Source organism: Pseudomonas sp. 2995-3, assembly GCF_002742565.1.
Classification (GTDB): Bacteria; Pseudomonadota; Gammaproteobacteria; order Pseudomonadales; family Pseudomonadaceae; genus Aquipseudomonas; species Aquipseudomonas edaphica.
Window position 1 is genome coordinate 167,763 of sequence record NZ_LJSB01000315.1, and the last position, 26,236, is coordinate 193,998.

Here is a 26,236-nt window from a genome sequence, read left to right on the forward strand (position 1 = left end):
TGACTCCGACTGGGTTATCTGAACAGTTTGATTGTAGTTAGCTCAGTCGAGTTCCATCACTGACTAAACAGTTTCGACCTGTAAAACCACGCCGTCCTGACCAATGACACGTACTTGAGCGCCTATCGGGGTATCCGGGCCAGTGGCCATCCACACGCCATCACCGACTTTTATCTTGCCCCGGCCATCGACGATGGCCTGGTGCACCACAAACGTGCGGCCAACCAGCTCCGAGCCACGCATGTTCAGCCCCGGCTGGTCGCTGACCTTGGCGCTGCTGCGTTGGCGTTTCCACCAATAGACGGCGGTCAAAATCGACAGCACGGCGAACAGCAGCAGTTGCCATTCCAACCCCAGCGGCGGCACCACGAACTTGATCACGCCTACAGCGGCAGCGGCGATGCCCATCCACAGCAGGTAACCGCCGGCGCCGAACACTTCAAGAATCAACAGCACCGTGCCCAGTGCCAGCCAATCCCAGAACGACAGATGCTGCAGGAATTCCCACATGGCAGTTGCCTCAGCCTTTCTTGTTGTCGAAGGTTGCCTTGACGATTTCGCCGATGCCACCGACGGCGCCAATTACCTGGCTGGCTTCCAGCGGCATCAGGATGACTTTGCTGTTGTTGGCCGATGCCAGCTTGCCCAGGGCATCGATGTATTTTTGCGCGACGAAGTAGTTAACCGCCTGCACGTTGCCCGACGCGATGGCCTCGGAGACCACTTGTGTGGCACGGGCTTCGGCCTCGGCCTGACGCTCACGGGCTTCGGACTCCAGGAAAGCCGCCTGGCGACTGCCCTCGGCCTCAAGGATTTGCGCCTGTTTTTTACCTTCGGCCGTCAGGATCGCCGATGCCCGCAGGCCTTCGGCTTCCAGGATCTGCGCACGCTTGATCCGCTCGGCTTTCATCTGGCCGGACATGGCGGCCATCAGGTCGGCAGGCGGGCTGATGTCCTTGATCTCGATGCGGGTGATCTTGATGCCCCACGGCGCTGTGGCTTCATCCACGGTACGCAGCAGCTTTTCGTTGATGCCGTCACGCTGGCTCAGCATGGCATCCAGCTCCATGGAGCCAAGCACGGTGCGGATGTTGGTTTGCAGCAGGTTGCGGATGGCGTGCTCGAGGTTATTGACTTCGTAGGCGGCCTGGGCGGTGTTGACCACCTGGAAGAAGCACACGGCGTCGATCTGCACGGTGGCGTTGTCGGCGGTGATCACTTCCTGCGGTGGAATATCCAGCACGCTTTCCATCACGTTTATCTTGCGACCGATGCGGTCCATGATCGGAATAATGATGTTGAGGCCGGGCTTGAGTGTGTTGGTGTAGCGGCCGAAACGCTCGACAGTCCACTGGTAGCCCTGGGGCACCACTTTAAAGCCCATGAACAGGATGGCAACGGCCAAACCCACGAAAAGAAGCAGTACGGTTCCGATCTGCATAGCGATTCCCTATCTGATGGTGTCAGTGATGCGACGTGTGGCCGATTGTAACGGCCCAGTCACGGATAAGGACGGTTTCACGGGCCAACAATCAAATCATTTGTTTCTGAATCCCCAGGCGTTACCCGTAATACCTCTGCCAGGGTGGTCAGCCCGGCGTTCACTTTGTCGATACCAGCCATGCGCAGTCTGCGCATGCCTTGCTCCACTGAGGCCCGGCGTAGAGCCTGCACGTCGGCACCTGGGGTGATCAGCGCCTTGAGCGCCTCGCTCATCGGCATGATTTCGTAGAGCCCGGCGCGGCCTCGATAACCACTTTCGCGGCATTCTGCACAGCCGACAGCTTCATGCGCGGTGCCCGGCGCGCCCACCGCGCGTTTGCAGTGAGGGCATAAAAGCCGCACCAAACGCTGCGCCATCACCCCTATAAGGGTAGCCTTGATCAAATAATGAGCAATGCCAAGCTCCTGCAACCGGCTGATGGCGCTGGGCGCATCATTGGTGTGCAGCGTCGACAGCACCAGATGCCCGGTCAATGCGGCCTGAATCGCCATTTCTGCGGTTTCCCGGTCACGGATCTCACCGATCATGATGATGTCCGGGTCCTGGCGCAGCAGGGCGCGGACGCCGCTGGCGAAGGTCAGGTCGATGTTGTGTTGCACCTGCATCTGGTTGAAGGCCGGTTCAATCATTTCAATCGGGTCCTCTACCGTGCACAGGTTGACCTCGCGGGTTGCCAGTTGCTTGAGCGTGGCGTAGAGGGTGCTGGTCTTGCCGGAGCCGGTTGGCCCGGTGACGAGGATGATGCCGTTGGCCTGGCCGGTCATGGCGTGCCAGCGTTGTTGGTCGTCATCTGACAAACCAAGCTGGTCAAAATTTTTCAGCAGCACCTGTGGGTCGAAAATCCGCATCACCAGTTTTTCACCAAACGCTGTTGGCAAAGTCGAAAGGCGCAGTTCCACCTCTATGCCCGCCGGGCTTTTGGTCTTGACCCGGCCGTCCTGGGGTTTGCGTTTTTCCGCGACGTTCATCCGACCCAGGCTCTTGAGGCGGCTGACCACCGCCATCGTGACCTGAGGCGGAAACTGATACACATCGTGCAGCAGCCCGTCGATGCGAAAACGCACGCGGCCTTGGTCGCGACAGGGTTCGACATGGATATCACTGGCCCGCTGCCCAAAGGCGTACTGCAACAGCCAGTCGACGATAGTGACGATATGCGCGTCATTGGCATCCGGCTCCTGATCGCTGGCGCCGAGGCTGAGCAGTTCGACATTGCCGGCCACCGTCGCCTTTTGATCGGCGCCGCTGACGGATTTGGCCAAGCGGTAGAACTCGCCGATGCAGCGCTCAATAGCCTTGGGGTTGGCGACCACGCGCTTGATCGAGCGCTTGAGCACCTGTGCCAACCCGGCTTCCCAGTCGCGGACATGGGGCTGGGCGCTGGCGACGGTGACGGTCTGCGCATCCACGGCCACCGCCAGGATCCCGTGGCGCTGCGCAAAGGCGTGGGACATCAATGGCACTACCGTTGCCACGTCTATCTTGAGCGGGTCGATACGCAGATAAGGCTGCCCGACCTGCGTGGCCAGCCATTGCGTCAAGGTTTCCAGGCACAGCCCGTGGGCTGCGATGGATGCCAGAGGGTGTTGCTGGGTAGCGGGCGCCGCCGCCAGTGAATGTGCCACCTCTGCGGTTATCAGCCCTTGCTCGACCAGCGTCGGCAGCAACTGATGCAGTTCCAGGCGGTGAGTGTGCAAGGCGGTAGGCATGGGCATTTCCTGGCAGGCGTCGGGTGTAAACCCAGGCTAGCCTGCCCCCGAACATCCACCTTCCCATGAGTATTGCCGGCTTTTACAGGCTGGCCGCCGTCATCGCTGCAGGCCGCAGAGAGTCAGCTCGCCACACTTCCAGCGAGCAGACGCTGATCAGGTTTCTAATCTTTTCACCGATCACCTGGGCGCGGTGCCAGCTCAAACCGTCCATGACGATATCAATGTTCAACAGGTCGTCTTCACGGCTCACATTGACCTGTTGCGGGGTCAGGAACTGCAAAGCGAAATAGTTGAGCACCCGGCACAGCACGTCCGGCTCGGCCTCGGCGACGATCTGATAATGCGCCTGGCAATGGGCGCTGTTGACAGCCCAGGCGTCGACGCGTGCGGGAGTGTGGGTGGTTTCGACGGCGTGCATGCTGACTCTCCAAATTCGACTGGAGAAATTTTTACATTCGCGGGCGGAGATTTCTTATCTAAGATGGGTTCTATCTGCGATTTATTGAATAGATCAATTCAGGATAAGCACATTCAAAGGTATTTTTATGCACAGTGAGTTGGACGCCTACGACCGCCGTATCCTGGCGCTGCTGCAAGAGGATGCTTCGCTGTCCAGTGCTCAGATCGCCGAACAGGTGGGCCTGTCCCAGTCGCCGTGCTGGCGGCGTATCCAGCGGCTCAAGGAGGAAGGGGTGATTCGCGGCCAGGTCACATTGCTGGACCGCAAGAAGATCGGCCTTAACACGCAGATTTTTGCCGAGGTCAAACTCAACGCCCACGGCCGTTCCAACTTCACCGAGTTCACCGAAGCGATTCGCGGGTTTCCGGAAGTGCTGGAGTGTTATGTGCTGATGGGTGCGGTGGATTTTCTGCTGCGCATCGTCACCTCGGACATCGAGGCGTATGAGCGGTTTTTCTTCGAGAAGCTGTCGATGGTGCCGGGGATTCAGGAGGTGAACTCGATCGTGGCTTTATCGGAGATCAAGTCCACCACCAGCCTGCCAGTCTTGCGTTGATAAGGCCTGCCTCATCGCGGCATAGGTATCTACACAACCGGTTAGTGGCCAGTGGGCTGTTGTGGCGAGCAGGCTTGTCCTGCGTTGGGCCGCGAAGCAGCCCCAAACCCAGACACTGAGTTCTTTCAGGAAAATTGCAGTGCCTTTACAGGGGCCGCTTCGCGGCCCAACGCAGGACAAGTCTGCTCGCCACAGGAGAAATCGGCTGCCTTCAGAAGTTGTGTAGATACCTATGCTCATCGCGGGCAAGCCCGGCTCCCACATTGGAATGCATTCCCCTGTGGGAGCGGGCTTGCCCGCGATAGCGATCTTACAGGCGCAGCAGGGTCTTCCAGGCCCGGTTCTGATACACCGCAATCGCCTGATGCATGCGCGCATCCAGCGATTCATCGGTGATCGGCTGGTTGGCCAGCAACGCCAGCTTGTTCAGCTCGCCGTACAAGCGGTCCAGCTCCGGGATGTCCACCACCTGGCGTGCGTGGTGCAGCCAGGCCTGGATGCGCTCGATGCGCGGCAGTTGCTCGGCCAGGTCTTCCGGTTGCTGCTGGTAGCGCGGCAGTTGCAGGGCGACGGCGTCGTCAGCCAGCAGGCGTGGCAGCCAGTTGGTGATTTGCGCGGCGCCCTGGCGGTTGCCACGCACATTGCGGTCGGTGGTCCAGGCGCGGGCCAGCAGCCAGCGCGAGGTGTTCAGCGAGAACAGGCCCCAGCGCACGTCTTCGAGTTCTTCGGCGAACTGTTCCGGCGCGGCTTTGCGGATGTCTTCATCGTCATCGCCAGCCTGTACCAGTGGGCGCCAGTCTTCCAGCAGTGCGTCCAGTGCACTGCGCAGTTCGCTGGTGGATTGACGCGGCGCGGCCTGGCCGAGGCTGCCGACCAGGGCGCGCAGTTCGCCGAGGTTGTCGACCCAGTCCTGCAGCAGACGCCAATGACCGTTGAAACGGTATTGCTCAGCCAGACGCTGGCTGCTGCCCAACAGGTGCCACATGATTGCGGCGAAGGCGTCGTCCAACGGCATTTCGGCGTGGATCTGCGGGGCTGGCAGGCTCAGCGAGTAGCTGCTGGCGTCGTACAGGCGGTAGCCGCGCTCGGCCTTGCTGATATCGCACGGCATCAGCGCCAGGGTCGCGGCCAGTTCGGCGGCCAGTTCCAGCAGGGCAGCCGGTTCGCCTTCGCGCAGTTCCAGTTCCAGCTCGCAGATTTCTTCTTTCTGCTTGCCGACCACCACATGGCCCAGGTCCAGGGCGGCTTCGATCACCACCTTGGCCTTGCCACGGCCCCAAGCGATTTCGGCGCGCTCACGCACGAAATCGGTGGTGAAGATTGGCTTGAGGGTCTTTTTGTCCAGCTCGGCCAATTGCTCGGGCCAGCACTCGCCGTCGAGTTTCTTCACATCGAGCTTGGCTTTGGGCAGGTCCCAGTTGTATTCATTGCGTTCCGACAAGCCGGCGACGCTTTGGCCGCGGGTCTTGAGGGTCTGGATGATGTCGTCACCGTCCTTGCGCAGGCGCAGGGCGACTTTGGCCTGGGCCAGGTCGCGTTCAGGGGTGTCGAAGTACTGGTTCATCAACTCACGGCGTTCCCAGCCACTTTTGTTGCGTTTTTTCAGTAGCGGGTGCTCACGTAGCGCGGCGAGGGTTTCGCGGCTGACGCGGAGCTTGATTTCGGTTTCTTTCTGCATGGCCGGAAAATCCAGGATCGGGAGCGCAGCCGGGGAAATGTGTGGCTGCCAAGGTCGTGCAGTGTACAGGACTGAGCCCGGCAACGTGCCGCAACGGTTTATTGTGTCGTGCAGATGGTTCTATAGTGGGGCTCATCCGGGAAGTTGAGAGGCCGCGCATGCCGTTACCGTCCATGAAAGAGCAATTCGCCGCGCTGATTGCCGCGCCGTCGGTCAGTTGCACCCAAGCGTCTCTCGACCAGACCAACCGCCCGGTCATCGACCTGCTCGCCAGTTGGCTGGGCGACCTGGGTTTTGCCATCGATATCCAGCAAGTCAGCCCCGGCAAGTTCAACTTGCTCGCCAGTTTCGGCAGTGGCCCCGGCGGGCTGGTGCTGGCCGGGCATAGCGATACCGTGCCGTATGACGCCGCGCTGTGGAAGACCGATCCGCTTAAGCTGACGGAAGTCGACGGCCGCTGGGTAGGCTTGGGCAGCTGCGACATGAAGGGTTTTTTTGCCCTGGCCATCGAAGCCGTGCTGCCCTTGCTGGATCAGCCGTTCAAGCAACCTTTGCTGATCCTCGCCACCTGCGATGAAGAAAGCTCGATGTCCGGTGCTCGTGCACTGGCCGAGGCCGGGCGCCCGTTGGGCCGTGCGGCGGTGATTGGTGAGCCGACGGGGCTCAAGCCGATCCGCCTGCACAAAGGCGTGATGATGGAGCGCATCGATATTCTGGGCCAAAGCGGCCATTCGTCGGACCCAAGCCTGGGTCATAGCGCCCTTGAAGCCATGCACGACGCTATTGGCGAACTGCGTGGCCTGCGCCTGGCCTGGCAGCGTGAGTACCGCAACCCGCAATTCAGCGTGCCGCAACCGACCATGAACTTTGGTTGCATCCACGGCGGCGACAACCCCAACCGCATCTGCGGCCAATGCTCGCTGGAATTTGACCTGCGGCCGTTGCCGGGCATGGACCCGCAGGTACTGCGCGCCGCCATTCGTCAGAAGCTCGAACCCTTGGCGGAGCGTCATAAAGTCAAGATCGACTACGCACCGTTGTTCCCCGAAGTGCCGCCGTTCGAGCAGGCCGAAGATGCCGAGCTGGTGCGGGTGGCGGAACGATTGACCGGTCATCGTGCGCAAGCAGTAGCGTTCGGCACCGAAGCGCCTTATCTTCAGCGCCTTGGTTGTGAAACCCTGGTGCTCGGCCCTGGCGATATCGCCTGTGCTCATCAACCGGGCGAGTACCTCGAAATGTCACGCTTGACGCCTACAGTGCGTCTATTGCGGGAACTGATCGAGCATTACTGCCTGAAACCTGCATAAATTAACCCCTGCCTATTCGTACATAGAAGGAGAGCGAGCGTGTCGCCAAGCCTGTTCCGACGATAACCATCAGCCCGCTGTGCGCTTTCACGATTCATCCTTTTTTGGCTGCTTTTTATTACAGGCCCAGGTTTTATGCCCGAATACGTCAATTGGCTTCGTCACGCTTCGCCTTACATCAACGCCCACCGCGACTGCACCTTTGTGGTCATGCTGCCCGGCGATGGCGTGGATCACCCTAACTTCGGCAATATCGTCCACGACCTTGTGCTGCTCCACAGCCTGGGTGTGCGGCTGGTGCTGGTGCACGGTTCGCGCCCGCAGATTGAAACCCGCCTTGAAGCACGCGGCCTCACCCCGGCTTACCACGAAGGTTTGCGCATCACTGATGCGGCGACCCTGGAATGTGTGATCGACGCGGTCGGGCATCTGCGCATTGCTATCGAGGCGCGGCTGTCCATGGACATGGCCTCGTCGCCGATGCAGGGCTCGCGCTTGCGCGTGGCCAGCGGCAATCTGGTAACAGCACGCCCGATCGGTGTACTCGAAGGCGTGGACTACCACCACACCGGCGAAGTGCGCCGGGTCGACCGCAAAGGCATCAATCGCCTGCTGGACGAGCGGTCCATCGTGCTGCTGTCGCCATTGGGTTATTCGCCCACCGGCGAGATCTTCAACCTGGCCTGCGAAGACGTCGCCACCCGCGCCGCCATCGACCTGGGCGCCGACAAGCTGCTGCTGTTTGGTGCCGACCTCGGTTTGCTCGATGAGCATGGTCGCCTGGTGCGTGAGTTGCGCCCGCAACAAGTGCCGGCGCACCTGCAGCGGCTGGGTAACAACTATCAGGCTGAGTTGCTGGATGCCGCCGCCGAGGCTTGCCGTGGCGGAGTAGGGCGCAGCCATATCGTCAGTTATGCCGAAGACGGCGCGTTGCTCACCGAGCTGTTCACCCGCGACGGTGGCGGCACGTTGGTGGCCCAGGAGCAATTCGAACTGGTGCGTGAAGCGGCGATTGAAGACGTCGGTGGCTTGCTCGACCTGATCAGCCCGCTGGAAGAGCAGGGCATTCTGGTGCGGCGTTCGCGTGAGGTGTTGGAGCGTGAGATCGAGCAGTTCAGCGTGGTCGAGCGCGAAGGCATGATCATCGCTTGTGCGGCGTTGTATCAGATCGCCGATTCGGATGCCGGTGAGCTGGCGTGCCTGGCGGTCAACCCGGAGTACCGTCACGGCGCACGCGGTGATGTATTGCTGGAGCGCATCGAGACCCGCGCGCGGGCGCAGGGTTTGAAGACTTTGTTTGTCCTCACCACGCGCACCGCCCACTGGTTCCGCGAGCGCGGGTTTGTGCCGAGCAGCGTGGACCGCCTGCCGTCGGCACGGGCGTCGCTTTACAACTACCAGCGTAACTCGAAGATTTTCGAAAAGGCCCTCTAGCTAAGAGCAAGGGCTGGCTTATGTGGGAGCTGGCTTGCCTGCGATTGCATCACTTCGGTTCAACTGAAAGACCGAGGTGCCTGCATCGCAGGCAAGCCAGCTCCCACAGGGGACTGCATTTATTCTTTGATGAATTTATCGGTCACAAAGGCCGAGTAATCCGGCAGCACCGTTTCGACCTTCCCCTGTTCCTTCAAAAACTTCGCCGTCTCCCCAATCGCCTTCGCGGTGCCGCCTTTAAGCAGTGCCTCGGTCTGCTGTGCCTGGGCATCCGGGAAGGTGGTGCCGGCCAACAGTTCAGGAATATCGGCGGCATTCGCACCTGTCAATTTGGCGATTTTTTGCACCGGTTCGGAATCGACGGTCCAGCGGTCTTTATGGGCCGCATAGTCAGCGAAAGCATCCAGCGTGACCTTGGCAAACTTGGCCACTACGTCAGGATGTTTTTGCGCGAAATCCTTGCGCGCCACCCACACTTCGAACGTCGGCGCGCCCCACTGACCTACCTGGGCCGCGTCGGTCAGGGTTTTTCCGGTCTTGCGGATCTCCCCCAGCGCCGGTGACCACACGAACGCGCCGTCAATATCGCCACGTTTCCACGCGGCGGCGATTTCTGCCGGTTGCAGGTTCACCACTTTGACTTTTTGAGTGTCCAGGCCCCAGTGCTTCAGCGCACCGAGCAGGCTGTAATGGGAGGTCGAAACGAACGGGGTGGCGATGGTTTTACCCACCAGGTCTGCGGGTTTGTCGATGCCACTGCCGTTGCGTACCACCAGGGCTTCAGAAGTGTTGATCTGCGCCGATACGATAAACGCCACGATCGGTAGATTACGTGACGCCGCTGCTGCAAGGGGGCTGGAACCGAGATTGCCGATCTGCACATCGCCGGAGGCGATAGCGGTGATCACTTCAGGGCCGCTGTTGAAACGGCGCCAGGCGATGTTCTCGCCGATGGCCTTTTCATAGAGGCCGTCAGCCTGGGGGACTTTGCTGGGGTCGATGCCGGTTTGATAGCCGATGGTCAAATCGGCGGCTTTGACACCAAAAGAAAGTATTAGTGACACAAAAACTGTAACAAATTGACGGGAGGATGTGCGTTTGGCCATGATGGCGTCGCCTTTTTGATCGTGGGTGACGTATGCAACAGTACGATCACACTAATCGATCTAAAAAAAGGCTGGTAAATACCCTTTAGGAATTAGCTTATGGAGCGGTTGATCTATGCTGATCGACTCACTGCCTGCTGAGGCTTATTCCTGAATCGTATGAAAAAGAATGAAACAATTCTTTTTGGGTGTATGAAAAACTCATTACCCTGCAGGGACCAAATCAACTGCGGTTAGACGAAGGTAGTAGACACACAAGGTTACGATTGACTTGGTAGTCACTATCTGGCGCTAATCGCGCATCTGTGGATCGAGGGCGTCAGACCCGAGACCAAAGAAATACAAAAATTAGAAATGAGAGGAGCGGTACATGAAGAAGTCCACCTTGGCGTTGGCTGTGACCCTGGGCGCAATCGCTCAGCAAGCAGGCGCTGCCGGTTTCATCGAAGACAGTAAGGCCACACTGGGCCTGCGTAACTTCTACATCAACACGGATAACCGTGATGGTGCTGCAGACCCGTCCAGGAACGAAGAATGGGGCCAAGGCTTCGATCTGCGGTTCATTTCGGGCTATACCCAAGGCACGGTTCAGTTCGGCGTTGACGCAATCGGCCTGTACGGCGTGCGCCTCGATTCTGGCCGCGGCACCAGCGGTAACATCACCGGTACTTCGTCCGGCGGTACTGTGTTCCCAAGCGACGGCAATCGCGCGGTCAACGATTTCGCCAGCCTCGGTGTGACCGGTAAGGTGAAGATCTCCCAAACCGAACTGAAACTGGGTACGTTGCAGCCTAAGCTGCCAGTTATCGTGACCAACGATGGTCGTATGCTGCCGCAAACCTTCCAGGGTGGCCAGATCACTACCAACGACATCAAGGATTTGACCCTGGTTGCCGGTCAAATTGAGCATGCCAAGGGCCGTAACTCCAGCAACAACGAAGGTTTGTCGCTGGGTGGTGCCAACGGTGGCTCGAACTACACCGCAGGCAAGTTCGTCAACAAGTTCTACTATGCCGGTGGTGACTACAAGCTCACCAAAGATCTGACCGCACAGTACTACTACGGCAACCTGGAAGACTTCTACAAGCAGCACTTCCTGGGTCTGACCCATAACTGGTCGATCGGCCCGGGCGTATTGAAGTCTGACCTGCGTTATTTCAACAGTTCTGACGACGGCCTGAACGGTAATACGGCTGCCTACTACACCAGCGGTAACTACAACGGTTTCCGTGCCGGTAAGGGTAAAGTCGACAACAACCTGTACAGCGGCCTTTTCCTGTACTCCGTGGCCGGCCACACCTTTGGTGGCGGTTACCAAGTCAGCAATGGCAGCAGCGACTTCCCTTGGCTGAACCAAGGTGACGGCTCGTCGGCTTACATCACTACCGACATGCAGATCCAGAAGTTCGCCCGTGCTGGCGAGCGTACCTGGCAAGCTCGTTACGCTTATGACTTCGCCAAGGTTGGCGTACCTGGCCTGACGGCTGGCGTTGTGTACCTCAAAGGTAGCAACATCGACACCATCGCGAACACTAACGCACGTACTGAAACCACTGGCCAGTCCGAGTGGGAACGCGACATCACCGTTGCCTACGTGATTCCAGAAGGCCCGCTGAAAAACCTCGGCGTTGCCTGGAAAAACGCGATGTGGCGTACCGACCTGGCGAACACCCGTTCCCAGGACGAAAACCGTCTGATCGTCAGCTACTCGCTGCCACTGTTCTAGTAGTGTGAAGCTGTTGTAAGACTGTAAACCTTGCCCGGCGCAATGCCGGGCAAGGTGTTTTGCGTTTCAAGTCGGGCTCAACCCCCGCAAGCCCTTCCTGAATCCCCTCTTTGTACAGCGTCTCAAGGCCTTCTCGAACCTTGTGATGGATGTTGATCCTCGCCCGTTCCCAAGTCCAATGAACAGATTTTTAATATTCATTTATCGTCTAAATAAATCGATATTTATTCTTTTTAAATAATTCCTAACCCATGCACAGTGGGCTCCATAAGCACTCATCAGGAGCCACACCATGAGCCTACGATTGGGCGACATCGCCCCCGACTTTGAACAGGATTCCAGCGCCGGCAAGATTCGTTTCCACGAATGGCTGGGCGATAGCTGGGGCGTGTTGTTTTCCCATCCGGCCGACTTCACTCCGGTGTGCACCACGGAGCTGGGCTTTACCGCCAAGCTCAAAGACGAATTTGCCAAGCGTGGCGTCAAGGCCATTGCCCTGTCGGTCGACCCGGTGGACTCGCACCACAAGTGGATCGAAGACATCAACGAAACCCAGAACACCGTCGTCAACTTCCCGATCCTGGCCGATGCCGATCGCAAGGTGTCGGACCTCTACGACCTGATCCACCCGAATGCCAGTGACACGCTCACCGTGCGTTCCTTGTTCGTGATCGACCCGAACAAGAAGATCCGCCTGACCATCACTTACCCGGCCAGCACCGGTCGTAACTTCCACGAAATCCTGCGGGTCATCGACTCGTTGCAACTGACCGACAACCACAAGGTCGCCACGCCCGCCAACTGGCAGGACGGCGATGAAGTGGTGATTGTGCCGTCGCTCAAGGACGAGGAAGAGATCAAGCAGCGCTTTCCGAAGGGCTACCGTGCGGTGAAACCGTACTTGCGGCTAACCCCACAGCCTAACCGTTAACGCAGAACTAAATGTGGGAGCGGGCTTGCTCGCGAAAGCGGTGTGTCATTCAAAGATGCATCAACTGAAAGTCAGCATTCGCGAGCAAGCCCGCTCCCACATTTGTCGGTATTTCCAGTCTCACATAGCAGGGGTTTTCAGGCCGTTTCGACGGCCTTTTTTTTCGTCTTGAGATTTATATTCTCTATATGCATTTATAGAATAAACAAATGAAAAAATAAGATTTTAAGATATATAAATATGCTGATAGGGTCTGTTCCATCTTGGCGACATCGCTACCCAGCGAACCGCCGACACTTGCCCAAGGAATACCTGCATGCTGGTCGTAACACTTGGAGGCAGCCCCAGCCAGCGTTCGCGCTCCGGGGTCTTGCTGGAAAAAACCCGTCAGTGGCTGCAAGACAAAGGCGTGGAAGTGGTGAGTTATCAGATACGGGACTTCCCCGCCGAAGACTTGCTGCACGCCCGCTTCGACAGCCCCAAAGTCATCGACCTGTTGCAGCAAATCGCCAATGCCGACGGCCTGGTCATCGCTACGCCGGTGTACAAGGCCTCGTTTTCCGGCGCGCTGAAAACCGTGCTCGACCTGCTGCCCGAACGCGCCCTGGCTCACAAGATCGTGTTGCCAATGGCCACCGGCGGCAGCATCGCCCACATGCTGGCGGTGGACTACGCCTTGAAGCCGGTGCTGTCGGCCCTCAAGGCCCAGGAATTGCTCCACGGTATTTTCGCCGAAGACAGCCAGATCGCTTACGCCGAAGGCAGTGCCCAGGCGCAACTGGTGCCGGTGCTTGAACAGCGTCTGCACGAAGCCCTGGAGACGCTGTATGGCGCCATGGCCCGTCGCCCCAAACCGCTGGACCCGAATGTGTTGAATGAACGTTTGTTGAGTGCTCGCTGGAGCATTTAAGCCGTACCGGATTTTGTAGTACTCACCTTACTCAGCCGCCAACGGCCAAGCAGGTGCAGCCAACCCCCTCATCGCATTATTTGGAGAGAGCGCCATGCGCACTGTCATCTTGCGTCGTGGTCTGGTCGCACTGTTTGCTGCGGCTGTGTCCTTCGGCGCCATTGTTCAAGCCCAGGCCGCCGAGACCCTGCGGATCGGTTATCAGAAGTACGGCACGCTGGTGCTGCTCAAAGCCAAGGGCTCGCTGGAAAAGCGCTTGGCCGCCCAAGGCGTGCAGGTGCAATGGACCGAGTTCCCCGGTGGCCCACAGTTACTCGAAGGCCTGAACGTCGGCGCCATCGACTTTGGTGTCACCGGCGAAACTCCTCCCGTGTTTGCCCAGGCAGCGGGTGCAGATTTGCTCTACGTCGCCTATGAGCCACCCGCGCCGACCAGTGAAGCGATCCTGGTGCCCAAGGATTCGACGATCAAATCGGTGGCCGAGCTCAAGGGCAAGAAAATCGTGCTCAACAAAGGCTCCAACGTGCATTACCTGTTGGTACGTGCCCTGGAAGATGCCGGCCTCAAATACACCGACGTGCACACCATCTTCCTGCCCCCCGCCGATGCCCGCGCCGCGTTCGAGCGTGGCAGCGTCGACGCCTGGGTGATCTGGGACCCGTACCAGGCCGCCGCCGAGAAACAACTGCAAGCCCGCACCCTGCGTGACGGCACCGGCATTGCCGACAACCACCAGTTCTACCTGGCCACCAAGCCCTACGCCACGCAGCACCCGGACGTGATCAAGGCGCTGGTGGAAGAAGTGCGCGCAGTGGGCGAATGGTCCAAGGCCAACCCTCAGGAAGTAACCGAGCAAGTCGCGCCACTGCTCGGCTTGCCGGCGGACATCACCCTGACCTCGGTCAAGCGCCAAGGCTACGGCGCGCTGTTCCTGACCCCGGAAGTGGTCGCCGCCCAGCAGAAAATCGCCGACACCTTCTACCAGCTCAAATTGATCCCCAAACCCTTGAGCATCAAGGACGTGATCTGGACTCCATCCGCCGCCGTCGCCAAAGCGCCGTAATCCGACTTCTTCAGGAGACAACTCCATGAGCCTCAATATTTTCTGGTTCCTGCCTACCCACGGCGACGGCCATTACCTTGGCACCGCCGAAGGCGCCCGCGCCGTCGATCACGGTTATCTGCAGCAAGTGGCCCAGGCGGCTGACCGCCTGGGGTTCGGTGGGGTGCTGATTCCTACCGGCCGCTCCTGTGAAGACTCGTGGCTGGTCGCCGCCTCGCTGATCCCGGTAACCCAGCGACTGAAATTCCTTGTCGCGCTGCGCCCCGGCATCATCTCCCCGACGGTGGCGGCGCGTCAGGCCGCGACCCTGGACCGGTTGTCCGGCGGGCGCGCTTTGTTCAACCTGGTCACCGGCGGTGATCCGGAAGAGCTGGCTGGCGATGGCTTGTTCCTCAGCCATGAAGAGCGTTACCAGGCTTCGGTGGAGTTCACCCGCATCTGGCGCCGCGTGCTCGAAGGCGAAACCGTGGATTACGACGGCGAACACATCAGTGTCAAAGGCGCCAAATTGCTTTACCCGCCGATCCAGCAGCCACGTCCGCCGCTGTACTTCGGTGGCTCGTCTGAAGCCGCCCAGGACCTGGCAGCCGAACAGGTGGAAATGGTGTTGACCTGGGGCGAACCACCGGCCGCCGTCGCGGAAAAGATCGAGCAGGTGCGGGCCAAGGCAGCAAAACTTGGGCGCACCGTGCGCTTCGGTATTCGCCTGCATGTCATCGTGCGCGAAACCAACGATGACGCGTGGAAAGCCGCCGACAAACTGATTTCCCATCTGGATGACGAAACCATCGCCCGCGCCCAGGCGTCCCTGGCGCGTTTCGATTCCGTTGGTCAGCAGCGCATGGCCGCCTTGCACGGCGGTAACCGCGACAACCTCGAAGTCAGCCCCAACCTGTGGGCCGGTGTCGGCCTGGTGCGTGGCGGTGCGGGCACTGCACTGGTGGGTGATGGCCCAACCGTTGCGGCGCGGGTCAAGGAATACGCGGCGCTGGGCATCGACACTTTTATCTTCTCCGGTTACCCACACCTGGAAGAGTCGTATCGGGTTGCCGAGCTGTTGTTCCCGCACCTGGATATCGAGCGTCCCGAGCTGCCAAAAAGCGCCGGTTACGTCAGCCCGTTCGGCGAAATGGTCGCCAACGACATCCTTCCCAAAGCTGCGTCGCAGAGCTGAGGCGCCATTATGGATTTTGAAAAATTAAGTCATCGTGTTGCGCCCTGGGTGCTGCCGATTTTACTGCTGGCGGTGTGGCAGTTGTCGGTGTCGGCGGGCTGGTTGTCGACGCGCATTCTGCCGGCGCCCAGCGCCGTGATCGAAGCGGGCGTCAACCTGGTACGCAGCGGCGAAATCTGGACGCACCTGGCCATCAGCGGCTGGCGTGCCGGGCTGGGCTTTGTGATCGGTGGCAGCATCGGTTTGGCCCTGGGCTTTATCACCGGCCTGTCGAAGTGGGGCGAGCGCCTGCTGGACAGCTCGGTGCAGATGATCCGCAACGTGCCGCACCTGGCGTTGATTCCGCTGGTGATTTTGTGGTTCGGCATTGACGAGACCGCGAAGATTTTCCTGGTCGCCCTCGGCACGCTGTTCCCGATTTACCTGAATACCTACCACGGCATCCGCAACGTCGACCCGGCGCTGGTGGAGATGTCGCGCAGCTACGGTTTGTCCGGTTTCAGCCTGTTCTGGCAAGTGATCCTGCCGGGCGCGTTGCCTTCGATTCTGGTGGGCGTGCGCTTCGCCCTGGGCTTTATGTGGCTGACGCTGATCGTGGCGGAAACCATCTCGGCCAGTTCCGGCATCGGTTACCTGGCGATGAACGCCCGCGAATTCCTGCAAACCGACGTGGTGGTACTGGCGATTGTGCTCTACGCCATCCTCGGCAAGCTCGCCGACCTCGCGGCGCGTGGCCTGGAACGTGTGTGGCTGCGCTGGCATCCGGCTTACCAAGTGAATAAAGGAGGTGCGGCATGACCGCTCAACAACCTCCGCGCCTGCTCAAGGGCATCCCGCTGGCGGTGCGCAAATTGCGCAAGGCCTTTGGTGCGCGGGAAGTACTCAAAGAGATTGATCTGCACATTCCGGCCGGTCAGTTCGTGGCCGTGGTCGGCCGCAGCGGCTGCGGCAAAAGTACCTTGCTGCGTCTGCTCGCAGGCCTGGATAAAGCCAGTGGCGGCGAGCTGCTGGCCGGCTCCGCGCCGTTGAGCGAGGCGATTGAAGACACGCGGTTGATGTTCCAGGAAGCGCGTTTGCTGCCGTGGAAAAAAATCATCGACAACGTGGGCCTGGGCCTTAAAGGCAACTGGCGTCCCAAGGCATTGGAAGCGTTGGAGGCAGTGGGTTTGGCCGAGCGCGCCAATGAGTGGCCGGCGGCCTTGTCCGGTGGCCAGAAGCAACGCGTGGCTTTGGCTCGCGCGTTGATTCACCAGCCGCGCCTGTTGCTGCTCGATGAGCCGTTGGGGGCGCTGGACGCCCTGACCCGCATCGAGATGCAGCAACTGATCGAAAATCTTTGGCAGAAGCACGGCTTCACCGTGTTGCTGGTCACCCATGATGTCAGCGAAGCCGTGGCGATTGCTGACCGCGTGATTCTGATTGAAGACGGCGAAATCGGCCTCGACCTGATAGTCGACCTGCCACGCCCGCGTGCCCGTGGCTCACATCGCCTGGCCGCGCTGGAAGCTGAAGTGCTTAACCGGGTGCTGTCGCTGCCAGGCTCACCGCCGGAACCTGAACCTGTTTCACCGCTGCCTACGCAATTGCGTTGGGCTCAATAACTCATAGAGGAAAACCATCATGACTATCAAAGCCATCAACGTACGTAACCAGTTCAAAGGCACAATCAAGGAAATCGTCGAAGGCGACGTGCTGTCGGAAATCGACGTGCAGACCGCGTCCGGCATCGTGACTTCGGTGATCACTACCCGCTCGGTCAAAGAGCTGGAACTGGTGATTGGCAGCGAAGTGATTGCCTTTGTGAAGTCCACCGAGGTGTCGATCGCCAAGTTGTGATCACTCCACTGATCGTTCCCACGCTCCGCGTGGTAATGCATCTCGTGACGCTCTGCGTCACCGCAATGCAGGCGGGACGCGGAGCGTCCCAGGCGGCATTCCCACGCAGAGCGTGGGAACGATCAGCGCTTGGGCAAATACGCCGGCAAATAAAGCCCCACATACGCATCAAACACCCGCATCCCTTCTTCGGCCATGCGCGGCGTAATCTGCCCATGCTGATGCACCGAGCGCGCGTACACGCGGTCGCTCAACTCCAGCGCCAACGCGAACACGTCCACGTCGGTGGGCAAGGTCGGCACTTCGAAGTGGCGGTTGAATACTTCAAGCATTAAATCCCCCAGCTCCAAATCATGCTGACGGTCCGCCTGGGTCACTTCGGCAAGCCCGTGTTGCGCCAGGATCAACTGGCGTGCAGCCGCGTCGTTGCTGTAGATGCTGAGCATGCGTTGCTCGACGATAGAGGACAGGTCGCGCCACACCTTGAGTGAATCATGCTCGATGGGGGCCTGGATCGCCGCGCGGAAAGCGGCATGGACATCGGCGGTCAATGCCTCCAGCAGCGCCGGCACGCTGGCGAAAAAGTGATACACCGACGACGGTGGGATCTGCGCCCGTTCGGCCACGCTGTAGATCGACAAGCTCGCCACGCCTTCGCTCGCCAGCAAGGTGCGGGCGGCGTCGAGGATCGCATCGATCCGGGCCTGGCTGCGGGCGCGGGGTTTGCGAGTGGCGGCGGGGCGGGTGGGCATGGAAGTCTCCTACAAGGCAGAGCGCATTGTATGAGCAGGAGGGCGTGTTGTCTGCCAGGGCCTCATCGCAGGCAAGCCAGCTCCCACACTTTGATCTGTGAACGCATTCAAGTGTGGGAGCTGGCTTGCCTGCGATGAATACAACGCGGTCTACCGGAATAAACTCAAAAAAAATGCCGCAGGCCATAAAGCCTGCGGCATTTTTTAAAGCAGCAACGGCTTACACCGTATGCAGATACCAGTTGTACTCAAGGTCGGAGATGGAGTGTTCAAACTCTTCCAGCTCACTTTCCTTACAGGCGACGAAGATATCGATGTATTTAGGATCGATGTACTTGGCCATCACCTCGCTGTCGTCCAACTCACGCAATGCATCGCGCAGGTTGTTCGGCAGGCTCTGTTCGTTCTGCTCGTAGCTGTTGCCTTCCACTGGAGCGCCAGGCTCGATCTTGTTGGTAAGACCGTGGTGCACGCCCGCCAGGACCGAAGCCATCAGCAGGTACGGGTTGGCGTCGGCACCGGCCACGCGGTGTTCGATACGCACGGCATCGGACGAGCCGGTGGGTACGCGAATGGCCACAGTGCGGTTATCCAGGCCCCAGCACGGCGAGTTCGGCACGTAGAACTGTGCGCCGAAACGACGGTAGGAGTTGACGTTGGGGCACAGGAACGCCATTTGGGCGGGCAGGGTCTCGAGCACACCGCCGATCGCGTGACGCAATGCGGCGTTCTGCTCGGGATCCTCGCTGGCAAAAATATTCTTGCCGTCCTTGTCCAAAATGGAGATGTGTACGTGCAAACCGTTGCCTGCCTGGCCTGGGTAAGGCTTGGCCATGAAGGTGGTGTCCATCTCATGGTCGTAGGCGATGTTCTTGATCAGGCGCTTGAGCAGTACCGCGTAGTCGCAGGCCTTGATCGGGTCGGCGACGTGGTGCAGGTTCACTTCGAACTGCGCCGGGGCACTTTCCTTGACGATGGCGTCAGCCGGGATGCCTTGCTCTTTGGCACCTTCCAGAATGTCCTGGAGGCAGTCGACGTATTCGTCGAGGTCGTCGATCAGGTACACCTGTGTCGAGTGCGGGCGTTTGCCGGAGATCGGCGAGCGGGGCGGTTGTGGGCGGCCGTTCACGTTCTCCTGGTCGATCAGGTAGAACTCAAGCTCGAAGGCGGCGCAGATGGTCAGACCGAGGTCGTCAAATTTGCTTACAACTTGGCGGAGCACTTCGCGAGGATCGGCGAAGAAAGGTTCACCTTCAAGTTCGTGCATGGTCATCAGCAGTTGCGCGGTTGGGCGCTTTTGCCAGGGTTCATTGCACAGGGTGTCGGGGATTGGATAACAGATTCGGTCAGCATCACCGATGTCCAGACCCAGGCCGGTGCTTTCCACCGTCGAGCCGTTGATATCCAGGGCAAATAAAGAGGCAGGCAGGTTAATGCCCTTCTCGTAAACCTTGTGGAGGCTGGTGCGTTCGATGCGCTTACCGCGCACCACACCATTCATATCCGCAATTAGAAGGTCTACGTACAGAACCTCAGGATGATCCTTAAGGAACGCGTTCGCTTCGTTAAGCTGAACGGCACGCGGGGGTACCGACATGATGCAACACCTTTGTTGTTAAAAATATCAATCATTGATCTTTTCTGGTTTCAGTCAACCCGAACGGCATGCCGAAGTCAAGCGAGGCCTTTTTTGCCCTAAAAAAGCGCCTTGAGGCCTTTTTTGGGGCTTTTTGGGGCGGTTTTTTGGGTTTGAAGGGCTTGGGACTAGCAGGCTAAAGCGGGCCGTGTTGTATTTTTTACGGGGGTGTTGTGTAAAAAAATGAACAAGGCTAAGCTCGATTCAAACCCATAACAGCAATAATACCGGGGTGCTTCATGTCTCGCCTGCCGTTAATCGGCGTCACCGCCTGCTCCAAACAGGTCGGTTTGCATGCTTATCACATCAGTGGCGACAAATACGTCCGTGCAGTCGCAGTCGCTGCCAAGGGCTTGCCATTGATCATTCCATCCTTGGGTGATCTGCTCGACCCGGCCAATATTCTTGACGGCCTGGATGGCATTCTCTTTACCGGCTCCCCGTCCAATATCGAACCCTTTCACTACGATGGTCCGGCTAGCGCGCCCGGGACTGCTCATGATTCTGCACGCGACCAGACCACCCTGCCGTTGCTGCGCGCCGCGATTGCGGCCGGCGTGCCGGTGCTGGGCATCTGCCGTGGCTTTCAGGAAATGAACGTGGCGTTCGGCGGCAGCCTGCACCAGAAGGTTCATGAAGTACCGGGCATGATGGATCACCGCGAAGACGAGACCCAGCCGCTGGAAGTCCAGTACGGCCCGGCGCACGCCGTGGCGATTACCCCCAATGGGGTATTGGCAGGCCTGGGTTTGCCGCCGACGATCCAGGTCAACTCGATTCATAGCCAGGGCGTTGATCGCCTGGCGCCGGGTATGCAGGTCGAAGCGACCGCACCCGATGGGTTGATCGAAGCTTTTTCTTACACGTCGGGCAAGGCTTTTGCTTTAGGAGTGCAATGGCACCCCGAATGGCAGGTAAGCTCTAACCCGCACTACCTCGCGATCTTCCAGGCCTTTGGCTCGGCTTGTCGAAAGCGGGCGATGCAACGCGACGCGGATGCTGCGTCAACCAACGCCTGACCTTTAATGGATGTCAGGAAACACAGCCCAGAGGCATTTATGAGTAACAACCTCGACCAGCTCACCGATTGGTTGAAAGACCACAAGATCACAGAAGTCGAATGCATGATTGGCGACCTCACGGGCATCACCCGGGGCAAGATCTCGCCGACCAACAAGTTCATCGCCGAAAAAGGCATGCGCCTGCCCGAGAGCGTTCTGTTGCAGACCGTGACCGGCGACTATGTCGAAGACGACATCTATTACGAATTGCTCGACCCGGCCGACATCGACATGATCTGCCGCCCCGACCAGAACGCGGTATTCCTGGTGCCTTGGGCCATCGAGCCCACCGCCCAGGTGATCCACGACACCTACGACAAACAAGGCAACCCCATCGAGCTGTCGCCGCGCAACGTGCTCAAGAAGGTACTCAAGCTCTATTCCGACCGGGGTTGGCAGCCGATCGTGGCGCCGGAGATGGAGTTCTACCTGACCAAGCGCTGCGAAGACCCGGACTTCCCGTTGCAACCGCCGATTGGCCGTTCCGGTCGCCCGGAGACGGGCCGTCAGTCCTTCTCTATAGAAGCCGCCAACGAATTCGACCCGTTGTTCGAAGACGTCTACGACTGGTGCGAACTGCAGGAGCTGGACCTCGACACGCTGATTCACGAGGACGGCACGGCGCAGATGGAAATCAACTTCCGTCACGGCGATGCTTTGTCCCTGGCCGACCAGATTCTGGTGTTCAAGCGCACCATGCGTGAAGCCGCGCTCAAGCACAACGTGGCCGCCACCTTTATGGCCAAGCCGATGACCGGCGAGCCGGGCAGCGCGATGCACTTGCACCAGAGCATCATCGACATCGCTACCGGCAAAAACGTCTTCTCTAATGAAGACGGGACCATGAGCCAGCTGTTCCTGAACCACATTGGCGGCCTGCAGAAATTCATCCCTGAATTGCTGCCGCTGTTTGCCCCCAACGTGAACTCGTTCCGCCGCTTCCTGCCCGACACCTCGGCGCCGGTTAACGTGGAGTGGGGTGAAGAGAACCGCACTGTGGGCCTGCGTGTACCGGATGCCGGCCCGCAGAACCGCCGTGTCGAAAACCGCCTGCCAGGCGCCGATGCCAACCCGTACCTGGCGATTGCCGCCAGCTTGCTGTGTGGCTACATCGGCATGGTCGAAGGCCATAACCCCAGCGCACCTGTAGTGGGTCGTGGTTACGAGCGCCGCAACCTGCGCCTGCCGTTGACCATCGAAGACGCCCTGGAGCGCATGGAAAACAGCAAGACCATCGAGAAGTACCTGGGGCAGAAATTCATCACAGGCTACGTCGCGGTCAAGCGGGCCGAGCATGAAAACTTCAAGCGCGTGATCAGTTCGTGGGAGCGGGAATTCCTGCTCTTCGCCGTCTGATGCGCCGGGCGCGCGGGGCAACCCGCGCGCCCTTCACCGAAAAAGTCTAGGAGACCGGTATGTCCAGCAACAACCCGCAAACCCGTGAATGGCAAGCCTTGAGCAATGATCACCACCTGGCGCCGTTCAGCGACTTCAAGCAATTGAAAGAGAAAGGCCCACGGATCATCACCAAAGCCCACGGCGTTTACCTGTGGGACAGCGAAGGCAACAAGATCCTCGACGGCATGGCCGGCCTGTGGTGCGTGGCGATCGGTTACGGTCGCGATGAACTGGCTGACGCCGCCGCCAAGCAGATGAAAGAACTGCCGTACTACAACCTGTTCTTCCAGACCGCGCACCCGCCGGTGCTGGAGTTGGCCAAAGTCATTGCCGATGTCGCGCCTGCCGGCATGAACCACGTGTTCTTTACCGGTTCCGGCTCCGAAGGCAACGACACCATGCTGCGCATGGTCCGCCACTACTGGGCGGTCAAGGGCCAGCCGAACAAGAAAACCATCATCAGCCGCAAGAATGGCTACCACGGTTCCACCGTGGCCGGCGCGAGCCTGGGCGGCATGACCTATATGCATGAACAGGGCGACCTGCCGATTCCGGGCATCACCCACATCGCCCAGCCGTACTGGTATGGCGAAGGCGGCGACATGAGCCCGGAAGAGTTCGGGATCTGGGCTGCCAACCAGTTGGAAGAAAAGATTCTGGAGCTGGGCGTGGACAACGTCGGGGCCTTTATTGCCGAGCCGATCCAGGGTGCCGGTGGCGTGATCGTGCCGCCTGAGACCTACTGGCCGCGCATCAAGGAAATCCTCGCCAAGTACGACATCCTGTTCGTCGCCGACGAAGTGATCTGCGGTTTTGGCCGCACCGGTGAGTGGTTTGGCAGTGATTTCTACGACCTCAAGCCCCACATGATGACCATCGCCAAAGGCCTGACCTCGGGTTACATCCCCATGGGCGGCTTGATCGTGCATGACGACGTGGTTGCCGTGCTCAATGAAGGCGGCGATTTCAACCACGGCTTCACCTATTCCGGTCACCCGGTGGCCGCCGCCGTGGCCCTGGAAAACATCCGCATCATGCGTGATGAAAAAATCATTAAGCGGGTGCACGAAGAAGCGGCACCGTATTTGCAGAAACGTCTGAGGGAACTGGCTGATCACCCGCTGGTGGGTGAAGTGCGCGGTGTGGGCATGCTCGGGGCGATTGAGCTGGTGCAGGACAAGGCCACGCGCAAACGTTACGAAGGCCGTGGTGTGGGCATGATCTGCCGCACGTTCTGCTTCGAGAATGGCCTGATCATGCGCGCCGTGGGCGACACCATGATCATTTCGCCGCCGCTGGTAATCAGCAACGCGGAAATCGACGAGCTGGTGACCAAGGCTCGCCACTGCCTGGACCTGACTTTGGCGGCATTGCAGGGCTAAGTGCTAGGCTCAGAACGCAGCGGCTTTCGGGCGCTGCATTCTGAGCAGCTATAAATGAGGCTTTGGTTGAAAGCCGGCCTCGGAACTTGCCAGACTGTCGCCCTGTTTTGTTGCCCTTTAGACGGGCCGCTTAACACTGTAAGAACGTGGCCTAAAAAAGAAAAATTGGAGCATCACCAAATGAAGGCATTAGGTTTGAAGAACGCTGGCAAGACCCTCCTCGCCTTGTCCCTGTTGGGCGCAATGGCGGGCGCGGCCCAGGCAGACGATAAAGTCCTGCATGTGTACAACTGGTCCGACTACATTGCACCGGACACCATCGCCAACTTTGAAAAAGAGTCGGGCATCAAGGTGGTGTACGACGTTTTTGACAGCAACGAGACCCTCGAAGCCAAGTTGCTGGCAGGCAAGTCCGGTTACGACATCGTCGTGCCGTCGAACAACTTCCTCGCCAAGCAGATCAAGGCCGGTGTCTATCAGGAGCTGGACAAGTCCAAGCTGCCTAACTACGACAACCTGAACAAATCCCTGCTTAAAGCCGTGTCGATCAGCGACCCGGACAACAAGCACGCCTTCCCGTACATGTGGGGCTCGATCGGCATCGGCTACAACCCGGAGAAGGTCAAGGCTGCACTGGGTATCGACAAGATCGACTCGTGGGATGTGCTGCTCAAGCCTGAAAACATCGCCAAGCTGAAAAGCTGTGGTGTGAGCTTCCTTGATTCGCCAACCGAAATGCTCCCGGTGGCACTGCACTACCTGGGCCTGCCGACCGACACCCAGAAGAAAGCTGACCTCAAGCAAGCTGAAGACCTGTTCCTCAAGCTGCGTCCATCGATCGGCTACTTCCACTCGTCCAAGTACATCTCGGACCTGGCCAACGGCAACATCTGCGTAGCCGTGGGTTACTCGGGTGACATCCAGCAGGCCAAGTCCCGCGCGGCTGAAGCCGGTGGCAAGGTCAAAGTGGCCTACGACATTCCGAAAGAAGGTGCCGGCAGCTTCTTCGACATGGTCGCCATCCCTAAAGATGCCGAAAACGTCGACGCCGCCTACAAGTTCATGAACTACCTGCTCAAGCCGGAAGTCATGGCCTCGATCACCAACAGCGTGCGTTTCCCGAACGGTAACGAGAAGGCTACCGCACTGGTCGACAAAGACATCACCAGCGACCCGGGCATCTACCCGCCAGCCGATGTGCAGGCCAAGCTCTACGCCATTGCTGACTTGCCGGCTGCAACCCAGCGTGAAATGACACGCAGCTGGACCAAGATCAAATCGGGTAAATAAACGTTGAAACCTGTGGGAGCGGGCTTGCCCGCTCCTGCACAAACCCGTTCACAAAAATTAAATGACAGAAAGTTTTGCCGGATCGGTTTATCGAGGGTAAGTTGCGCGCCGGTTTTGTTGCCGGGCAACAACTTTAAGGCCCAACTATTTAAGAGGACCTCCACTTGCCAATTTCTTTATTTCGCAAAGCCATGCTGGTGGGTGCAGGTATCACGCTGGCTGTGAGCGTGCAGGCCGCACCGACGGTGCATATTTATAACTGGTCGGACTACATTGGCCCGGACACCCTGGCCAACTTTGAAAAGGCGACAGGCATCAAGCCCGTGTATGACGTGTTTGATTCCAACGAAACCCTGGAAGGCAAGTTGCTCGCCGGTCGTACCGGTTACGACGTGGTGGTGCCGTCCAGCCATTTTCTCGGCAAGCAGATCAAGGCTGGCGCGTTCCAGAAGCTCGATAAGTCATTGCTGACAAACTATGCCAACCTCGACCCGGCGCTGCTAAAGCGCCTGGAAAAGAACGATCCAGGTAACCAGTATTCCGTGCCGTACCTGTGGGGTACCAACGGCATTGGCTACAACGTCGATAAAGTCAAAGAAGTGCTGGGCGTCGACCATATCGACTCCTGGGCCGTGCTGTTCGAGCCGGAGAACATGAAGAAGCTCGCCACCTGTGGCGTTTCGTTCATGGACTCGGCCGATGAAATGCTGCCGGCGGTGCTCAACTACATGGGCCTGAACCCCAACAGCACCAACCCTGAAGACTACAAGAAGGCCGAAGAGAAGCTGCTCAAAGTGCGGCCCTACGTGACCTATTTCCATTCTTCCAAATACATCTCGGACCTGGCCAACGGCAACATTTGCGTGGCAGCCGGTTTCTCCGGTGATGTGTTCCAGGCCAAGGCCCGTGCGGCCGAGGCTGGCAAAGGCGTGAACATCGCCTACACGATTCCCAAAGAAGGCGGCAATTTGTGGTTTGACGTGCTGGCGATTCCCAAGGACGCCACCAACGTCAAAGAGGCCCACGCCTTCATCAACTATTTACTGCAACCTGAGGTGATCGCTCAGGTCAGTGATCAAGTCGGTTACGCCAACCCTAACCCAGGCGCGGACAAACTGATGGAGCAATCGATACGCACTGACGCAGCGGTTTACCCACCGCAGGCGGTTCTCGACCGGACGTTCGTCAACTTCGAGCTACCCCCGAAAGTGCAACGTTTAATGACCCGTAGCTGGACCAAGGTCAAGACGGGCAAGTAAAGCTCAAACTATCCAAGGTTTTGCCCGTCTTGGGCGAACCTCAAATTTTGTTGGGAGTTTC

Annotated in this window: 24 protein-coding genes; 16 read left to right on the forward strand and 8 right to left on the reverse strand. The window is 59.0% G+C overall.

Annotation, left to right across the window (positions count from 1 at the left end; genetic code table 11):
* Positions 1 to 63: 63 nt before the first annotated feature.
* The 4 genes from AOA62_RS27870 to AOA62_RS27885 all read right to left on the reverse strand — a co-directional run bounded on the left by AOA62_RS27870 (position 64) and on the right by AOA62_RS27885 (position 3,634).
* Complete coding sequence (locus tag AOA62_RS27870) at positions 64 to 510, reverse strand: NfeD family protein (protein WP_017135279.1); 447 nt, start codon at positions 508 to 510, stop codon at positions 64 to 66.
* A gap of 10 nt (positions 511 to 520) precedes the next feature.
* A complete protein-coding gene (locus tag AOA62_RS27875) occupies positions 521 to 1,441 on the reverse strand; it encodes an SPFH domain-containing protein (RefSeq protein ID WP_017135280.1) in 921 nt (306 codons plus the stop codon).
* Between the two features lie 77 nt (positions 1,442 to 1,518).
* A complete protein-coding gene (locus AOA62_RS27880) occupies positions 1,519 to 3,213 on the reverse strand; it encodes a GspE/PulE family protein (protein WP_099550299.1) in 1,695 nt (564 codons plus the stop codon).
* An 82-nt stretch (positions 3,214 to 3,295) separates the two neighbouring features.
* Positions 3,296 to 3,634: a hypothetical protein gene (locus tag AOA62_RS27885; protein ID WP_017135282.1), complete on the reverse strand. Its 339-nt coding sequence runs from the start codon at positions 3,632 to 3,634 to the stop codon at positions 3,296 to 3,298.
* A 127-nt stretch (positions 3,635 to 3,761) separates the two neighbouring features.
* Here AOA62_RS27885 and AOA62_RS27890 point away from each other — a divergent pair, with 127 nt between their 5' ends.
* The gene (locus AOA62_RS27890; protein ID WP_003195279.1) at positions 3,762 to 4,232 is read left to right on the forward strand and encodes an Lrp/AsnC family transcriptional regulator; all 471 of its coding nucleotides are present in this window, start codon (positions 3,762 to 3,764) and stop codon (positions 4,230 to 4,232) included.
* Positions 4,233 to 4,542: 310 nt separating this feature from the next.
* Here AOA62_RS27890 and AOA62_RS27895 read toward each other — a convergent pair whose 3' ends face one another.
* Positions 4,543 to 5,910 carry an inorganic triphosphatase gene (locus AOA62_RS27895; RefSeq protein ID WP_099550300.1) on the reverse strand — a complete coding sequence of 456 codons (1,368 nt, stop codon included), beginning with the start codon at positions 5,908 to 5,910 and terminating at the stop codon, positions 4,543 to 4,545.
* Between the two features lie 158 nt (positions 5,911 to 6,068).
* Between AOA62_RS27895 and argE the strand changes: the two genes are divergently transcribed.
* The gene (gene argE, locus AOA62_RS27900) at positions 6,069 to 7,217 is read left to right on the forward strand and encodes an acetylornithine deacetylase (RefSeq protein WP_065931829.1); all 1,149 of its coding nucleotides are present in this window, start codon (positions 6,069 to 6,071) and stop codon (positions 7,215 to 7,217) included.
* A 135-nt stretch (positions 7,218 to 7,352) separates the two neighbouring features.
* Positions 7,353 to 8,651: an amino-acid N-acetyltransferase gene (gene argA / locus AOA62_RS27905; RefSeq protein ID WP_017139545.1), complete on the forward strand. Its 1,299-nt coding sequence runs from the start codon at positions 7,353 to 7,355 to the stop codon at positions 8,649 to 8,651.
* A 119-nt stretch (positions 8,652 to 8,770) separates the two neighbouring features.
* Here the strand turns inward: argA and tauA are convergent, their stop codons facing one another.
* Positions 8,771 to 9,757, reverse strand: coding sequence for a taurine ABC transporter substrate-binding protein (gene tauA, locus AOA62_RS27910; protein WP_099550301.1), 987 nt, complete (start codon positions 9,755 to 9,757; stop codon positions 8,771 to 8,773).
* 370 nt (positions 9,758 to 10,127) lie between these two features.
* On the opposite strand from tauA, the gene AOA62_RS27915 reads away from it, so the two are divergent.
* The 8 genes from AOA62_RS27915 (at position 10,128) to AOA62_RS27950 (ending at position 17,397) form a co-directional block, all read left to right on the forward strand.
* The gene (locus AOA62_RS27915) at positions 10,128 to 11,483 is read left to right on the forward strand and encodes an OprD family porin (protein ID WP_017139543.1); all 1,356 of its coding nucleotides are present in this window, start codon (positions 10,128 to 10,130) and stop codon (positions 11,481 to 11,483) included.
* Between the two features lie 292 nt (positions 11,484 to 11,775).
* Positions 11,776 to 12,414 carry a peroxiredoxin gene (locus AOA62_RS27920; protein ID WP_099550302.1) on the forward strand — a complete coding sequence of 213 codons (639 nt, stop codon included), beginning with the start codon at positions 11,776 to 11,778 and terminating at the stop codon, positions 12,412 to 12,414.
* Between the two features lie 316 nt (positions 12,415 to 12,730).
* Complete coding sequence (ssuE, locus tag AOA62_RS27925) at positions 12,731 to 13,324, forward strand: NADPH-dependent FMN reductase (RefSeq protein ID WP_056860738.1); 594 nt, start codon at positions 12,731 to 12,733, stop codon at positions 13,322 to 13,324.
* A gap of 94 nt (positions 13,325 to 13,418) precedes the next feature.
* Positions 13,419 to 14,387 (forward strand): sulfonate ABC transporter substrate-binding protein, encoded by a 969-nt coding sequence (locus AOA62_RS27930; RefSeq protein WP_017139540.1) that lies wholly within the window; start codon positions 13,419 to 13,421, stop codon positions 14,385 to 14,387.
* A 25-nt stretch (positions 14,388 to 14,412) separates the two neighbouring features.
* Entirely contained in the window at positions 14,413 to 15,561 is a 1,149-nt protein-coding gene (ssuD, locus tag AOA62_RS27935; RefSeq protein WP_099550303.1) for an FMNH2-dependent alkanesulfonate monooxygenase, read from the forward strand.
* 9 nt (positions 15,562 to 15,570) lie between these two features.
* Positions 15,571 to 16,359: an aliphatic sulfonate ABC transporter permease SsuC gene (gene ssuC / locus AOA62_RS27940; RefSeq protein WP_017139538.1), complete on the forward strand. Its 789-nt coding sequence runs from the start codon at positions 15,571 to 15,573 to the stop codon at positions 16,357 to 16,359.
* Complete coding sequence (ssuB, locus tag AOA62_RS27945) at positions 16,356 to 17,162, forward strand: aliphatic sulfonates ABC transporter ATP-binding protein (RefSeq protein WP_017139537.1); 807 nt, start codon at positions 16,356 to 16,358, stop codon at positions 17,160 to 17,162. Before ssuC ends, ssuB begins: the two co-directional genes overlap by 4 nt.
* 19 nt (positions 17,163 to 17,181) lie before the next feature.
* Positions 17,182 to 17,397: a molybdopterin-binding protein gene (locus AOA62_RS27950; protein WP_003213899.1), complete on the forward strand. Its 216-nt coding sequence runs from the start codon at positions 17,182 to 17,184 to the stop codon at positions 17,395 to 17,397.
* 122 nt (positions 17,398 to 17,519) lie between these two features.
* Here AOA62_RS27950 and AOA62_RS27955 read toward each other — a convergent pair whose 3' ends face one another.
* The gene (locus AOA62_RS27955; RefSeq protein WP_017139536.1) at positions 17,520 to 18,149 is read right to left on the reverse strand and encodes a TetR/AcrR family transcriptional regulator; all 630 of its coding nucleotides are present in this window, start codon (positions 18,147 to 18,149) and stop codon (positions 17,520 to 17,522) included.
* Between the two features lie 220 nt (positions 18,150 to 18,369).
* Complete coding sequence (locus tag AOA62_RS27960; protein WP_003213894.1) at positions 18,370 to 19,746, reverse strand: glutamine synthetase family protein; 1,377 nt, start codon at positions 19,744 to 19,746, stop codon at positions 18,370 to 18,372.
* Positions 19,747 to 20,024: 278 nt separating this feature from the next.
* On the opposite strand from AOA62_RS27960, the gene AOA62_RS27965 reads away from it, so the two are divergent.
* From AOA62_RS27965 to AOA62_RS27985, 5 genes are all read left to right on the forward strand, one after another.
* Complete coding sequence (locus AOA62_RS27965; RefSeq protein ID WP_017139535.1) at positions 20,025 to 20,804, forward strand: gamma-glutamyl-gamma-aminobutyrate hydrolase family protein; 780 nt, start codon at positions 20,025 to 20,027, stop codon at positions 20,802 to 20,804.
* 39 nt (positions 20,805 to 20,843) lie between these two features.
* A complete protein-coding gene (locus tag AOA62_RS27970; RefSeq protein ID WP_017139534.1) occupies positions 20,844 to 22,202 on the forward strand; it encodes a glutamine synthetase family protein in 1,359 nt (452 codons plus the stop codon).
* Positions 22,203 to 22,261: 59 nt separating this feature from the next.
* A complete protein-coding gene (locus tag AOA62_RS27975) occupies positions 22,262 to 23,626 on the forward strand; it encodes an aspartate aminotransferase family protein (protein ID WP_099550304.1) in 1,365 nt (454 codons plus the stop codon).
* Between the two features lie 195 nt (positions 23,627 to 23,821).
* The gene (locus AOA62_RS27980) at positions 23,822 to 24,916 is read left to right on the forward strand and encodes a polyamine ABC transporter substrate-binding protein (RefSeq protein ID WP_026013874.1); all 1,095 of its coding nucleotides are present in this window, start codon (positions 23,822 to 23,824) and stop codon (positions 24,914 to 24,916) included.
* Between the two features lie 164 nt (positions 24,917 to 25,080).
* Positions 25,081 to 26,175, forward strand: a complete 1,095-nt coding sequence (locus AOA62_RS27985) for a polyamine ABC transporter substrate-binding protein (protein ID WP_099550305.1) — start codon at positions 25,081 to 25,083, stop codon at positions 26,173 to 26,175.
* Positions 26,176 to 26,236: the final 61 nt, after the last annotated feature.